We start from the raw sequence: 13,848 nt of genomic DNA, 5'->3' as shown, positions 1-13,848 counted from the left end.
ACGCCCGGAGCCCATGGTCCTCACCCTCTTCGACAAAGTCGGCAGCACCGTCCTCCAGGCCATGGAAACCGCCGGGGACTTTGCCGTGCTCTCCGGCCGGGCCTTCGCCGCCATCTTCAAGCGCCCCTTCGACGGCGCCAACCTCATGCGCCAGTTCCAGGCCGTGGGCGTGAATTCCATCCCCGTGGTGGTGCTCACCAGCCTCGCGGTGAGCATGGTCTTCGCGGTGCAGCTGGCATTCGGCTTCCGCCAGTTCCAGGCCGAGGGCCTGGCCTCCCAGGTGGAGGGACTGGCCATCGTCCGGGAGCTGGCACCGGTCATCACGGGCCTCATGCTCTCGGGCCGGATCGGAAGCGCCATGGCGGCGGAGCTGGGCACCATGCAGGTGACCGAGCAGATCGACGCACTCGAATGCCTGGCCACGGATCCCATCCACTACCTCTTCGTGCCCCGCCTCATCGCCGCGGCCCTCGTGGTGCCCCTCCTGACGGCCATCTCCATCTACGTCGGCTACTGGGGCGGCTACCTCATCCTGGTGGGCGCCGAGGGCCAGAGCGCCTTCGTCTACGGTGGCGAGTTCTACAAGCTGCTTGCCTTCCGGGACGTGCGCATCGCCCTCACCAAGGCCTTCGTGTTCGGGATGATCATCGCCCTGGTCGGCTGCTGGAAAGGCTACCGGACCCGGGGCGGTGCCGAGGGCGTGGGCAACGCCCCCACCAGCAGCGTCGTGACGAGCAGCCTGTGGATCCTCATCGCGGACTTCTTCCTCACCAAGCTGCTCCTGGTCTGAGTGCGCCGTGGCCCTGATCGACGTCGTCAACCTCTCCAAGGCCTTCGGGCCCAAGGTCGTGCTGTCCAACGTGAACCTGCAGGTGGAGGAGGGCGAGAGCCTGGTGGTGCTGGGCGGGTCGGGGACGGGCAAGACCGTCCTCCTCCGCAACATCATGGGCCTGCTCACCCCCGATTCGGGGCATGTCGCCGTGGAAGGCAAGATCATCGCCCAGCTCCGCCGCGAGGAGCTGTTCAAGGTCCGCCAGAGCATCGGCATGTGCTTCCAAATGGCGGCCCTCTTCGATTCCATGACGGTCTTCGAGAACGTGGCCTTCGGGCTGCGGCGGCACCTCGAGATCACCGAAGCGGAAGTCCAGGCCCGGGTGGAGGAGTGCCTGTCCCTCGTGGGCATGAAGGGCACCGAGCAGCTCAAGCCCGCCGAGCTCTCCGGGGGCATGAAGCGGCGTGTGGGGTTTGCCCGCGCCATCGCCCTGAAGCCCAAGATCCTCCTCTTCGACGAGCCCACCACCGGGCTCGATCCCGTCATGACGGACGTGATCGGCCGCGTGATCCTGGACCTGAAGCACGAACTCGGCGTCACCACCATCACCATCACCCACGACCTCAAGTCCGCCTTCGAAATCGCCGACCGGATCGCCCTGCTCTTCCGGGGCGAGTGCATCGCCTGCCAGACGCCGGCAGAATTCAAGGTCAACCCCAATCCCGTGGTCCAGCAGTTCCTCCGGGGCGACGCGGACGGTCCCTTCCTCCAGGATCCGCCGCCCCCCAAGCGCAAGGCCAAGGAGGCTCACGCATGAAGCTCGAAACCCGCGTCGGCATCTTCTTCACCGCGGCCATCGCCGTGGTGGGGTTCTTGATCTTCCGCACCGAGAAGCTCGAGATCGGCGGCAAGAACAATCGCACGGAGCGATTCACCTATTTCGATCAGGTGGCCGGCCTGACACCGCAGAGCAAGGTGCTGGTGGCCGGCGTGAAGGTGGGCGAGGTCCAGGGCATCACCCTGGACGGCGGCCGGGCCAAGGTCGTCCTGGCCCTCTCCCGGGACCTGGGGGTCTACGGCGACGCCACCGTGTCGCTGGGTTCCATCGGCATCCTGGGCGAGAAGTTCATCGACCTGGATCCAGGGCATCAGCAGAAGGGTCCGTTCCCCGAAGGCAAGCCCATTCCCAGCAAGGCCGGCGTGAGCCTCGACAACCTGATGGAGACCCTGGCGGACATCGGCAAGAACGTGAAGGGCGTCACGCAGGCCCTGAACGAGTCCATCGGTGGCGAGCAGGGACGCCAGAAGCTGGACGAGATCGTGGACAACATCCGTGTCCTCACGGCGGAATTCCGATCCATGGCGCAGGAGAACCACGGCGCCATCAACAACACCATGGCCAACGTGGAGGCCATCAGCGCCGACCTGCGGGACAAGCTGCCCAAGCTGGCGCAGCAGTTCGAATCGGTCGGGAAGAACCTGAATGCCATCCTGGAGGAGAACCGGCCGGAGCTGAAGGGCGTCGTGGGGGATGTCCGCAAGCTGGCCCAGAGCTTCCAGGGCACCGCCGACAACCTGAAGGTGCTCACCGACCGCATCAACCACGGCGAAGGCACCGTGGGCAAGCTGCTGAACGACGACACGACCATCAAGAAGATCAACGAGGCCGTGGACAACGTGAACAACCTGCTGGGCGGCCTCACCAAGATGGACTTCCGCCTGGACATGAATGCCGCCCAGTGGACCAAGCGCAGCGACAGCCGCGTGGGCCTGGGCCTGGAGATCGCCCCTCGACCCGACTACTGGTACGCGCTGGGCTTCGCCTCCACCCCGGACGGCAAGATCAACGAGAGCGTGCGCACCGTCACCACCCTCGATCCCGTCACCGGCCTGCCGACCAGCGTGCTGGAGAAGACCCGGTCGGTCACCACCGACCAGACCTTCACCGTTTCCGCCCAGTTCGCCAAGCGCCTCGGGCCGGCGGTCTTCTCCGCGGGCATCGTGGAGGGCAAGGGCGGCGGCGGCGTTGAGTTCCGGACGCTGGACAACGACAAGCTGCGCTTCGGCGTGCTGGGCTACGACTTCTCCAAGCGGGACGACAAGCCCAATCCCCGCTACCGCTTCACCGCCAGCTACCAGTTCTGGAAGGGCGCCTACATCCAGACGGGCGTCCAGGACATCGCCAACAAGGATCTCCGGACCTTCTTCGTCGGCGGGGGCCTGCGCTGGCGCGATGAGGACCTAAAGAAGATCATCGGGCTGGCGGGAGCCTCGAAGTGACGGACCCCAGGGTGCTGCCCGCACCGGGGGCCCTGCCCCGGGAGCGGTACGGCCTGTTCCTCGCCGTGCGCCGGGGAACCCCTCTGGCGATAGCGGTGGTGGCCCTCCTCGCCGCCGCCTTCCACTTCGACGGCCGCGGCTGGTGGATGCTCGCCTGCGTGGCCGGCATCGCCGTGGCCTGGCCCACCTTCCTTTCGGGTGGAGCCTACCTGCGCAGCCGCCCTGCGATCATGCGCTGGGATGGCCTCTGGGCCCTCACCCTGCGCCCTCTGGCCCGTTGGCTGGGGCAGGAGGACGCCTGGATCCTCTCCTTCTGCGCCTGGCACAACCACCGCGTGCGGGAAGCCTTCCGGGACCGCAAGGCGCGCCGGGCCCTCATCCTGCTGCCCCATTGCATCCAGATGGCCCGCTGCAAGGCCGGGATCCTCGACGACCTGCAGGCCTGCTACGACTGCGGGAAGTGCGCCGTGGGCGACTACATGAACGCCGCCATCGCCGGCCGGTGGGAAGGGCGGATCACCAACCGCAGCCACAAGGCCTACCGGGAGGCCCGGGAGTACCGGCCGGATCTCATCGTGGCCGTGAGCTGCACGGACCGCCTCCTCAAGGGCCTCATCAAGCTGCCGGAGACCCCTTCCTACGTCATCCCGCTCGCCCTGCCCCACGGCATGTGCGTGGACACGGATTTCAGCGTCCCCCACCTGATGGCGGCCATGGAGGCCCTGGTCCAGCCGGCGGTCCCCCCGGCGAAGGTGCAGCCCCTGGTCCGGGAGGCCTGAACCATGACCCAGCCCCGGTTCGTCCTCCGCAGGGCCTTCGAGCGCCTCCTGGGCCCGAAGGCGCTCGCCTACCTGCTGCATCTCCGCCCCCTGGAATGGCCCATCATGACGGCCCACTTCCTCCTGGGCACCCTCCTGGCGGCGGGCTGGGCCGCCCTGCCGGTCCGGAGTGCGCTCCTGGGCTGGTTCGTCTTCGTGGCGCTGCTGAACGGGGGCACCCTCGCCATCAACAGCGCCTTCGACCAGGACGAGGGCGACATCGGCTACCTGAAGTCGCCCCCGAAACCGCCCCGACACCTGCTGGCCTTCTCCTCCGTGCTCCTGGCGGCCGCGGTCGTCCTGGGCTGGCTGCTCCCCCGGCCGTTCTTCTGGATCAACCTGGCCTGCGTGGCGATGAGCGTGCTCTATTCCGCGCCCCCGGTCCGCCTGAAGGCCAGGGCGGGCTGGGACCTCCTCATCAACTGCATCGGATTCGGACTGCTCACGCCCCTGGCCGGCTGGGCGGTCACCGGCCGGCCCTTCAGTCCGTCCATCGTGGCCGCCTCGGTGGGTTTCGCCTTCCTGTTCGCCACGCTCTATCCCATGACCCAGATCTACCAGGTGGCCGAGGACGGGCGCCGGGGTGACCGCACCCTGGTCATCCGGGTCGGGGTCGGCCAGAGCCTCGTGCTGGCCCTCGGCACCATGGTGCTGGCCCACCTGTGGTTCGCCTGGGCGGTGATTCTCCTGAAGCGCAACCCCGTCCCCCTGCTCCTCTCCCTCGGCGCCTGGCTGGCGGTGATCCTGCCCTGGCTGGCCCGCTGGCGCCGCTGGACGGACAGCCAGCACGAAGCCGGCATGTACCGGGGGCTGGTGGCCTGGGCCATCACCGATCTGAGCCTCCTGGCCCTTCTTTGGATTTGAGCTAAACAGCGGGCGATTTATTCCGATACAGTGGAAAGACGATCGGACCCCACCGGTCCCGGAGCACGCATGAAGCTGAACCACGGCCTGGCGATCCTCGGACTCCTCACCCTCCAGGGGCTCCTGCCCCTCCGCGGAGGCGCCCCCCGGCCCTCCCGCCTGATGCTGAGGTCCGCCGCCGCCCTGGTCCTGGATCAGCAGACCGGCCAGACCCTGGTGGAGAAGCAGGCCGAGGCCATCATGCCCATCGCCTCCATCACCAAGCTCATGACGGCCATGGTGGTGCTCGACGCCCACCAGGACATGCAGGAGCCCCTGGTCATCGAGAACGTGGACAAGGACATGATCCGCCACAGCCGGTCCCGGCTTCCCGTGGGCACCCGGCTCACCCGGTCCGAGGCCCTGGGGCTGGCCCTCATGTCCTCCGAGAACCGGGCCGCCCACGCCCTTGGACGCGCCTACCCGGGCGGGGTCGAAGCCTGCGTGAAGGCCATGGACGCCAAGGCCGTGGCCCTGGGGCTGACCGAAACCCACTTCCAGGACCCCGCCGGTCTCTCCAGCGGGAACGTCTCTTCGGCCCAGGATCTGGCCCGGCTGGTGGATGCCGCCTACCGCTACCCCCAGATCCGGGAATACACCACCCGCGCCGAAGCCACGATCCACTCCGGCCGACGCACCCTCCAGTTCATCAACACCAATGCCCTGGTGAGGGCCGGCCGCTGGCAGATCGGCCTCTCCAAGACCGGCTTCATCAATGAGGCCGGCCAGTGCCTGGTCATGCAGGCCATGCTGGCCGAGCGCCCCGTGCTCATCGTGCTGCTGGATTCCTGGGGCAAGTACACCCGACTGGGCGACGCGAACCGTATCAAGCAGTGGATCGAGGCCCGTCTCCGGAACAACGGCTAGGCCCCCGTGCTGGTCCCCTCCGTTCCACCCCCCTTCCCGCTCCGCTGGGGGTTCAGCACCCGTCTCGACGTTCCCGAGGAGGCCCCGTTGGGCCGGCTCTCGCAGGTCCATGGCTGCGGTGTGGTCCAGGCCACCGGCGTCGTGCCGGAGGCTGACGGGATCTGGACGTCGGAACGCGGCCTGCGGATCGGCGTGCGGGTGGCGGACTGCGTGCCCATCCTCCTCGCCGGACCCCTGCCCGGCGGCCATCCCTGGATCGCGGCCCTGCACGCGGGCTGGCGGGGGGCCACGGGCGTGGCCGCGGCCCCGGGCGGAGGCATCCTCCGCCAGGCCGTGGCCGTCTACCAGGGCCTGGGGGGCGACCCCGCGCAGCTGGCCTGGGCCCTCGGCCCGGCCATCCTGGCCTGCCACTTCGAGGTCGGCGAGGAGGTCATCGACGCCGCGCGCCGGGACCCGGCGTGGCGCGAGGATCTGCGGCACCCCGGCGGACAGGGCCGCCCCCACCTTGACCTCCACGGATTCCTGAAGGCCCAGGCCAGGGATCTGGGGCTGGATCCGGGAAAGGACGGCACCGTGGCCCTCTGCACCTTCTGCCGGCCGGACCTGCTCTGGTCCTGGCGCCGCGGGGACAAGTCCGGGCGACAATGGGGGTGGGCCGAGATCCTTCCCGTCCCCGAACCATCCATCCCGAGGCAGCCATGCTGAACATCACGGACGTGCGCATCACCAAGATCGAGGGCGACGACAAGCTGCGGGCCTTTGCGGCCCTGGTCCTCGACGACTGCTTCCTGGTCGGCGACCTCCGGGTGGTCGAGGGCGAGGACGGCTACTTCGTGGCCATGCCCAGCCGCCGCAAGCGGGACGGCAGCTTCAAGGACATCGCCTACCCCCTGAACAACGCCCTGCGGGAGCAGATCGAGGAGCGCGTCCTGCTGGCCTACGAGGCGGCCACGGGAGCCCGGGCCCTCAGCCGCATCGAGCGCGGGGAAGAAGTCCAGGTGCGTCCGGACCTCCTGGGCGTCGAGGAGTTCGGCTTCACCCCCAAGGCCAACCCCTGACCTCTCGGCCCCAGGCCTTGGGGGAGACGCGGACCCGCGCTATCCTTGCCGTTCCGCCTGGGGAGTAGCCAAGTGGTAAGGCAGCAGGTTTTGATCCTGCGTACCGAGGGTTCGAATCCTTCCTCCCCAACCAGAACGGCCGCCGCAAGGCGGTCGTTCTGCGTTAGGCATGGCGGAAGGATTCGAAATCGGGGATGGCGCGCAGGTAGGGCCAGCCAGGGACAGCGGGCGGCTGTCCCTGGCGATCCGGCGGAGCCGGAGGCCCGTGCGCAGCCAGCCCTGCGGCCGGAACGTCACCCGCAGGGTGACGTGGAGGGGATCCTTCCTCCCCAAGCAGAACGGCCGCCGCGAGGCGGTCGTTCTGCTTGGGGGTGCCCGAAGGATTCGAAATCGGGGATGGCGCGCAGGTAGGGCCAGCCAGGGACAGGGGGCGGCTGTCCCTGGCGATCCGGCGGAGCCGGAGGCCCGTGCGCAGCCAGCCCTACAGCGGGATCTTCAGGTGCTTGTCCCCGCTGACGTCCACGGGCTCGGTGCGGGTTCCACCCGCACTGCGGATGGTGACGGTGTGGCGTCCGAGGCTGACCTGGACGCTGCTCCCGTCGCTCTCGATCCCGGCGTCCTGGCCGTCGATGGCGACGCGTCCGGTGCCTGGGAAGGTCTCGACGATGAGGGTCGCCAGCCCCGGCAGGGCGAGGGCCGAAGGTTGGCCGGCTGTGACGGTGATGGTCCGGCTATCCCGGTAGAAGACCTTTGCGTTGGCCAGTTCGACCTTGTGGGGCCCTGGGGGTACGGCCAGTTTCCCGCCCGGTCCGAGTTCACCGAGGTCCTTCCCGTCCACTTTCACTCGGACCGCGAACCCGCCGGCCAGCTTGAGGGTGCCGGGTGCATTGGGATCCAGGGGCGGCTCCACGGACGCCACGGCGCCGGCATCCTTCAGCGCGAAGGCCTTCCCCCCCGGCACCTCCCCACGGGCGAAGTCCCACTGGAAACCCTGCTGGTCCCTGGTAAGGGTCAGGCGGTGGGGTACGCCCTGATTCCATCGCACCTTCAGGGGGGTGACCCCCTCCAGGGGCTTCTCGTCGAGCACCACGGTCGCCCCTTGGGGCTGGGAATCGATCACCTCGTCGGAGACGACCGGCTCCAGGGGGAAGGTGGGCGGGGCGGTTCCGGGCCTGTACGCGTAGGTGAAGGGACGGAATCCCTTGAGCACCATCCGCAGGTGGTCCCCCTCGCGCAGGGCCTGGTTGGTGGGTGTGGTGCCCACCTCCAGGTCGTTCACGAACACCTGGGCTCCGGGTGGATCCGTGTTGATCTGCAGCCGCGCGCCCCGGGCGCCGCGGAAGAGGAACCAGCTGCCGACCGCCAGGACCGCGGCGGCCAGGGTCCCCATGAGGAGGGGCCAGGGACCGCGTTTCGGGGCCGGCCGCTGCACCAGGAGGGTCTCCTCGTGGGAGCGGGAGACGATCCGGGGGAGGGGCGTGTCCCCGTTGAAGTGCATGAGGCCCATGAGCTCGCGCCGGTCATCCTTGCCGATCTCCACCACGGCCTCCATCAGGTCGCGGATGAAGGCGGCGCAGGAGGGGTGCCGATCCTCGGGCTTCTTGGCCAGCACGCGGTCGAAGACCCGGTGCCAGCCGTCGGGCAGCACGCCCAGCACGGGGGGCTGGACCTCGGCGGGCGGCTCGTTCACGATGCGGTAGAGGATGGTGTTGATGGAGGCCCCGGGAAAGGGCGACTGGCCGCTCATCAGCTCGAAGACGAGCACCCCGAAGCTGAAGATGTCGGAGCGGCCGTCCACCGTGCCTTCCTTGATCTGCTCGGGGCTGGCGTAGCTGGGCGTCCCCAGGAAGGTGCCCGTCTGGGTCAGGCTGGCATCCTCCCGCTTCGCGATGCCGAAATCCATGAGCTTGGGCCGGCCATCCTCGCCCACCATGACGTTCCCCGGCTTCACGTCCCGGTGGACGATGCCCTTGGCGTGGGCGTGGTCCAGGGCCTCGGCGATGCCGGCCGCAATCCGCAGCTTCTCCTTCAGGGACATCGGCACGGAGCCCTTGATCAGGCTGTCCAGGGGCTTCCCGGCCACGTATTCCATGGCCAGGAAGGGGCCGAGCCCCTCCTCCTCGCCCACATCGTAGATGGCGACGATCCCCGGGTGGTTGAGCACGCCCGAGACCTCCGCCTCCCGCTGGAAACGCATGAGGAACTCGTGGCGGTCGGCCTCGTTCCTGACCGAATCCAGCTTCACCAGCTTGATGGCCACCTTCCGCTTGATCCTCGGATCCTCGGCCAGGACGACGCTGCCCATGGCCCCACCGCCCAGCAGGCGCTGGACCTGGTAGCGGCCGATGGTCTGGGGGAGGTTCTCGGAGTCACCCATGCGTGTCCCTGGTAGCGGAGCCATCCTACCAACCGCATCGGCTGGGTTTGCAAGATTGTGAGGTTTTTCATGGATTTTCCTGCCGGTCCCGGCAGAATATAAGCAGCTCATGGACTGTGGGCGAAGGAGAGCGTTCCGAGATGGAGATCCTCAAGACGGCCGTGCTGGTCACCTACTTCACGCTGCTCACCATCCTGAGCATCTACGGCGCGCACCGCCTGTGGATGCTGCTGCTCTACTACCGCCACAAGAAGGACGTTCCCCAGCCCAAGGGCGACGCCAGCTACCTGCCGGTGGTGACTGTCCAACTGGCCGTCTTCAACGAGATGAACGTCATCGAGCGGCTCATGGACCACGTCGTCCGCATGGACTGGCCCAAGCACAAGCTCGAGATCCAGGTGCTGGACGACTCCACGGACGAGACCGTGAAGGTCGCCAGCGCCGTCGTGGACCGCTACAAGGCCCTCGGATTCGACATCCACTACCTGCACCGGACGGACCGCACGGGCTTCAAGGCCGGCGCGCTGGCCGAGGGCCTCAAGAGCGCCAAGGGCGAGCTGGTGGCCATGTTCGACGCGGACTTCCTGCCCACGGAGGACTTCCTCCGCAAGGCCGTTCCGCATTTCGCCGATGAGAAGGTGGCCTTCGTCCAGGGCTGCTGGGCCCACCTGAATCGCGAGTTCTCGCTCCTCACCCAGGTCCAGGCCATCCTCCTGGACGGCCACTTCGTCTTCGAGCACACCGCCCGCCACCGTTCCAAGGCCTTCTTCAACTTCAGCGGCACGGCCGGAATGTGGCGCGTCTCCGCCATCGCCGACGCCGGCGGCTGGGAACACGACACCATCACCGAGGATGCCGACCTGTCCTACCGGGCCCAGCTCAAGGGCTGGAAGGGCGTCTACCTCAAGGACCTCGTGGTCCCCGCGGAACTGCCCGTGGAGGTCAATGCCTTCAAGAGCCAGCAGCACCGCTGGGCCAAGGGCAACGCCCAGGTCATCCGCAAGCTGATGAAGACCATCTGGAAGTCCGACGAGAGCCTCCACACCAAGCTGGAGTGCTGGTTCCACCTCACGGCCAACTGCAACTACATGCTGATGGTGGTGCTCTCCATCATCATGGTGCCCAGCATGATCATCCGGGCCGGCACGCCCATGCACATCCTGCTGCTCACGGATGGCCCCTTCTTCCTCCTGAACGCCGTCAGCGTGGGCCTCTACTTCGGGCTCTCGCAGAAGGAGCTCACGGACAACACGGGCTGGAAGCGGCGCCTGAAGTACATCCCCGGGCTGATGGGCCTCGGCATCGGACTCGCCCTGAACCAGGCCAAGGCGGTGCTCGAGGGCTTCTTCACGGACGACAAGGAGTTCAAGCGCACCCCCAAGCTGGGCGTGGACGCCGATGGCAAGGCCATCAGCAAGCGTGCCTACAAGGTGCCCAAGAGCGTCCTCACCTTCCTGGAACTGGCCTTTGCTGTCTACTACCTCGCCGCCCTCTGCGTGGCCATCTACATCCGGAAGTGGGCCTCGGTGCCCTTCCTCTGGCTCTTCTTCAGCGGCTTCGCCTACATGAGCCTCCTCTCCTTCGCGGACATGAAGCTCTTCCGGCGCCTGGCCATGGAGGAGCCGGTGGACGAGGTCCAGAGCGCCTCCACCTTCCTGCAGTAGGCCCCCCGTTCCGATCGGGGGAGCCATGGCCCGCCCGCCCCGCACCCAGCGCTCCCGCGCCGCCGCCCTGCGGTACCAGCCGGAGGATCCCTTCCGGGATGCGGCACCCAAGCTGGTGGCCAGGGGTGAGGGGCTGTTGGCCGACCGCATCCTCGAACTGGCGCGACAGCACCATGTCAACGTCACCCGGGATCCCGACCTGCTGGCCGCCCTGGAACCCCTCGACATCGGCCGGTTGATCCCGCCCGAGCTCTTCCAGGCCGTGGCCCTGCTCCTGGCCGCCCTCTACCGGGCCAACGGTCGGATCCCCGGCGAACCCACCGCATGATCGACCTCCATTGCCACACCCTCCATTCCGACGGCACGGACACGCCGGAACGTCTGGCTCTCCTGGCGGAGGCGGCCGGGTTGACGGCCCTCTGCCTCACCGACCATGACACCCTCGGCGGCATCCCGGACTTCCTGGCCCAGCAGCCGAAGGTGGAGGTCCGGCTGCTCGTGGGCACGGAACTGAGCTGCCGCTTCATGGGGCGGTCCCTCCACGTCCTGGGCCTCCTGGTGGACCCCACGGACGCCCGGTTCCAGGATCGATTGGCCGAGCTGCGCGGACGCCGGGAGGACCGGAACCGCCGCATGGCCCTGCGTCTGGCCGAGGTGGGTTGTCCCGTGAGCCTGGAGGAGGTCCAGGCCGAGGCGGAGACCCCCCTGCTCTCCCGGGTCCACTTTGCCCGGGCCCTGGCCGCCAAGGGCTACGTCCGGCGACCTCAGGAGGCCTTCGAGCGCCTTATCGGGGACGATGGCCCGGCCTTCGTGCCCCGGGAGGAACTGAGTCCCGGGGAGGCTGCCCGCTGGATCCGCGAGGCGGGCGGCGTGCCCGTGGTGGCGCACCCCGGGCGCTTCGCCGGCGGCTCCTTCAACTGGGACGAGGCCATGCGCGACCTGCAGCGGGAGGGCATCGAGGGCCTCGAAGGCTACTACGGAGAGTACCGGGCCGCTGAACAGCGCTATTTCACGGGACTGGCCAGACGCCTCGGCATGGTCGTCACCGGGGGCAGCGACTACCACGGCGGCAACAAGCCTGGACTCCGGCTCGGCGCAGGTCGGGGCGGGCTGAAGGTGCCGGACAGCCTGCTGGAGGCTCTGGAGGCCCAGCGGGACCGGGGCGCCTGGACCTGAGTGCACCTGTCGCCAGGCGCGGAAGCGCTGTAGGCTGTTGAAGATAGGGGCCCCCATGTCCAATCGCATCCTCCTGGTGGAAGATGACCCGATCAATGTCAGGTTCATCCAGGTCGTCCTCGCCAAGAAGGGTGGGTTCGAGGTGCTCGTCTCCGAGGATGTGGAAGAGATCCTGCGGCTCGCCCACGAGGCGGATCTCGCCGCCATCATCATGGACGTGAGCCTCTCCCGCTCCAGCTACCAGGGGAACAAGGTGGACGGGATCTTCATCACCCAGCTCCTCAAGCAGGACGAGGCCACGCGGCACATCCCCGTGCTCCTCGCCACGGCCCACGCCATGTTCGGGGACCGCGAGAAGTACCTGGAGCTGACGGGGGCCGAAGGCTACATCGCCAAGCCCATCCACGATCCGGCTGCCCTCGTGGACGCCGTCCGCGCCGTCATCCGCGCCTGACCGTGGCCGCGAGACCCGTCTCCCTCGCCGCCTACCGGCTCCTCCTGGAGTACGACGGCGGTCGTTTCCACGGCTGGCAGAAGCAGGGGCCCGGCCAGACCCGTGAGGGTGTCCGCACGGTCGCCGGATCCCTCGAGCACGCGATCCACCAGGCCGGGTTCCACCTCGTGGCCCTCGGCGGCTCCGGCCGCACGGACGCCGGGGTCCACGCCCTGGGCCAGGTGGCCCACCTGCACCTGGACGCCAGGGGCGCCCCCCGGCCCGGCGAACTGCGCCGCGCCCTGGATGCCCTCCTGCCCCAGGACATCGCCCTCCGCGACGTCCGCTCCTGCCCCCCGGTCTTCCATGCCCGGCACGATGCGGTGGACCGCACCTACCTCTACCAGATCAGCCGCCGGCGGAGCGCGCTGGGCAAGCCGTGGATCTGGTGGGTGAAACACCGCCTGGACCTGGACCGGCTCGCCCGGGCCTGGACCGCCTTCGAGGGGAACCAGGACCTCGCCGCCTTTGCCGAGCTGGATTCTGAGGAAGACGGCCGGAGCCGCCTCTTCAAGTGCGAGGTGGCGGAAGCCGGCTCCCTGATCCTGCTGCGCGTCCGCGCCACCCACTTCTTCCGCCGGCAGGTCCGGCGCATGGTGGGGGCCGCGGTGGCCTGCGGGGTGGGCGAGGAGGAACCCCGTCGCATCGTGGAGGACCTCCGGGATCCCACGGAGGCCGCCAACCGCCTCTGGGCGGCCCATGCTGCGCCAGCCTCGGGCCTGTTCCTGGAGCGGGTCCGCTACGCAGGGGATCCCGAACCCGGCCCCCCGCAGCCGACCCTCCTGATTCCCTGAGCCCGGAGCCTCGATGCCCACCCGTGACGAAGCCTGGCAGCTGCTCTGTGACTGGACCCCCTCGGACCGGCTGCGGATCCATGCCCGGGCCGTGGAGCTGGTGATGCGGGACTTCGCGGCCCGCCAGGGCGAGGACGTGGAACGCTTCGGGCTGGCCGGGCTGCTCCACGACGCGGACTATGATTCCTGGCCCGAGGAGCATCCGAAGCGCATCGTGGCCTGGCTCACCGAACGCGGCGAGGCCGACCTGGCCCACGCCATCAGCGCCCACTACACCCGGTGGGGAGTGCCCTACGGGAACCTCCTGGACAAGGCCCTGCTGGCCTCGGATGAGATCACCGGATTCGTCATGGCCTGCGCCCTGGTCCGGCCCGGGCGCACCGAGGGCCTGGAACCCAGGAGCGTGAAGAAGAAGCTGAAGGACAAGGCCTTCGCCGCCGGGGTGGACCGTTTCGAGGTGGCCGAGGGCCTGCGGATGCTCATCGAGGCCGTGGGCGGGACCGAGGAGGAGCACCTGGAACGGATCATCGGCGTCCTCCACCGGCACCGGGAGGAACTGGGGCTGGCACCGGCCGGGACGGACCAGGGCGTGTAAGAACTCAGATCTTGTGGTCGTCAAACGAAAAGAGGGACATCGGATGGCCTC

Annotated in this window: 15 protein-coding genes and 1 tRNA gene; 15 read left to right on the top strand and 1 reads right to left on the bottom strand. The window is 68.5% G+C overall.

Features of this window, described 5'->3' with window-relative positions; translation table 11 throughout:
- Positions 1 to 13 precede the first annotated feature (13 nt).
- The 9 genes from QSJ33_RS02490 to QSJ33_RS02450 all read left to right on the top strand — a co-directional run bounded on the left by QSJ33_RS02490 (position 14) and on the right by QSJ33_RS02450 (position 6,831).
- Positions 14 to 790, top strand: coding sequence for an MlaE family ABC transporter permease (locus QSJ33_RS02490; protein ID WP_285722649.1), 777 nt, complete (start codon positions 14 to 16; stop codon positions 788 to 790).
- 7 nt (positions 791 to 797) lie between these two features.
- Positions 798 to 1,589, top strand: coding sequence for an ABC transporter ATP-binding protein (locus tag QSJ33_RS02485; RefSeq protein ID WP_285722647.1), 792 nt, complete (start codon positions 798 to 800; stop codon positions 1,587 to 1,589).
- Positions 1,586 to 3,052, top strand: coding sequence for an MlaD family protein (locus tag QSJ33_RS02480; protein WP_285722646.1), 1,467 nt, complete (start codon positions 1,586 to 1,588; stop codon positions 3,050 to 3,052). Before QSJ33_RS02485 ends, QSJ33_RS02480 begins: the two co-directional genes overlap by 4 nt.
- Entirely contained in the window at positions 3,049 to 3,831 is a 783-nt protein-coding gene (locus tag QSJ33_RS02475) for a DUF116 domain-containing protein (protein WP_285722645.1), read from the top strand. Before QSJ33_RS02480 ends, QSJ33_RS02475 begins: the two co-directional genes overlap by 4 nt.
- Before the next feature lie 3 nt (positions 3,832 to 3,834).
- Entirely contained in the window at positions 3,835 to 4,734 is a 900-nt protein-coding gene (locus QSJ33_RS02470) for a prenyltransferase (protein WP_285722644.1), read from the top strand.
- 69 nt (positions 4,735 to 4,803) lie between these two features.
- Positions 4,804 to 5,640 carry a D-alanyl-D-alanine endopeptidase gene (gene pbpG, locus QSJ33_RS02465; RefSeq protein WP_285722643.1) on the top strand — a complete coding sequence of 279 codons (837 nt, stop codon included), beginning with the start codon at positions 4,804 to 4,806 and terminating at the stop codon, positions 5,638 to 5,640.
- 87 nt (positions 5,641 to 5,727) lie between these two features.
- The gene (locus QSJ33_RS02460; protein ID WP_285722642.1) at positions 5,728 to 6,345 is read left to right on the top strand and encodes a purine nucleoside phosphorylase YfiH/LACC1 family protein; all 618 of its coding nucleotides are present in this window, start codon (positions 5,728 to 5,730) and stop codon (positions 6,343 to 6,345) included.
- Positions 6,339 to 6,698 (top strand): septation regulator SpoVG, encoded by a 360-nt coding sequence (gene spoVG, locus QSJ33_RS02455; RefSeq protein WP_285722641.1) that lies wholly within the window; start codon positions 6,339 to 6,341, stop codon positions 6,696 to 6,698. The genes QSJ33_RS02460 and spoVG overlap by 7 nt, the downstream gene beginning before the upstream one ends.
- Before the next feature lie 58 nt (positions 6,699 to 6,756).
- A tRNA-Gln gene (locus QSJ33_RS02450) sits at positions 6,757 to 6,831 on the top strand.
- Positions 6,832 to 7,179: 348 nt separating this feature from the next.
- On the opposite strand, the gene QSJ33_RS02445 is transcribed toward QSJ33_RS02450, so the two are convergent.
- A complete protein-coding gene (locus tag QSJ33_RS02445; RefSeq protein ID WP_285722640.1) occupies positions 7,180 to 9,075 on the bottom strand; it encodes a serine/threonine-protein kinase in 1,896 nt (631 codons plus the stop codon).
- A gap of 140 nt (positions 9,076 to 9,215) precedes the next feature.
- Here QSJ33_RS02445 and QSJ33_RS02440 point away from each other — a divergent pair, with 140 nt between their 5' ends.
- The 6 genes from QSJ33_RS02440 to QSJ33_RS02415 are packed head-to-tail and all read left to right on the top strand — an operon-like array spanning position 9,216 to position 13,797.
- Positions 9,216 to 10,739 (top strand): cellulose synthase family protein, encoded by a 1,524-nt coding sequence (locus QSJ33_RS02440; protein WP_285722639.1) that lies wholly within the window; start codon positions 9,216 to 9,218, stop codon positions 10,737 to 10,739.
- Between the two features lie 25 nt (positions 10,740 to 10,764).
- The gene (locus QSJ33_RS02435; RefSeq protein ID WP_285722638.1) at positions 10,765 to 11,067 is read left to right on the top strand and encodes an EscU/YscU/HrcU family type III secretion system export apparatus switch protein; all 303 of its coding nucleotides are present in this window, start codon (positions 10,765 to 10,767) and stop codon (positions 11,065 to 11,067) included.
- On the top strand, positions 11,064 to 11,915 hold the full coding sequence (locus QSJ33_RS02430; protein ID WP_285722636.1) for a PHP domain-containing protein: 852 nt from the start codon (positions 11,064 to 11,066) through the stop codon (positions 11,913 to 11,915). The genes QSJ33_RS02435 and QSJ33_RS02430 overlap by 4 nt, the downstream gene beginning before the upstream one ends.
- Positions 11,916 to 11,970: 55 nt before the next feature.
- Entirely contained in the window at positions 11,971 to 12,369 is a 399-nt protein-coding gene (locus tag QSJ33_RS02425; protein WP_285722634.1) for a response regulator, read from the top strand.
- Between the two features lie 2 nt (positions 12,370 to 12,371).
- The gene (locus tag QSJ33_RS02420) at positions 12,372 to 13,202 is read left to right on the top strand and encodes a tRNA pseudouridine synthase A (RefSeq protein WP_285722633.1); all 831 of its coding nucleotides are present in this window, start codon (positions 12,372 to 12,374) and stop codon (positions 13,200 to 13,202) included.
- 13 nt (positions 13,203 to 13,215) lie between these two features.
- A complete protein-coding gene (locus QSJ33_RS02415) occupies positions 13,216 to 13,797 on the top strand; it encodes an HD domain-containing protein (protein WP_285722631.1) in 582 nt (193 codons plus the stop codon).
- Positions 13,798 to 13,848 lie beyond the last annotated feature (51 nt).

The sequence above is a fragment of the Geothrix rubra genome, from assembly GCF_030268065.1.
Lineage (GTDB): Bacteria > Acidobacteriota > Holophagae > Holophagales > Holophagaceae > Geothrix > Geothrix rubra.
Note: the sequence above shows the minus strand (reverse complement) of the source record. Positions and strands in the feature narration are given on the sequence as shown.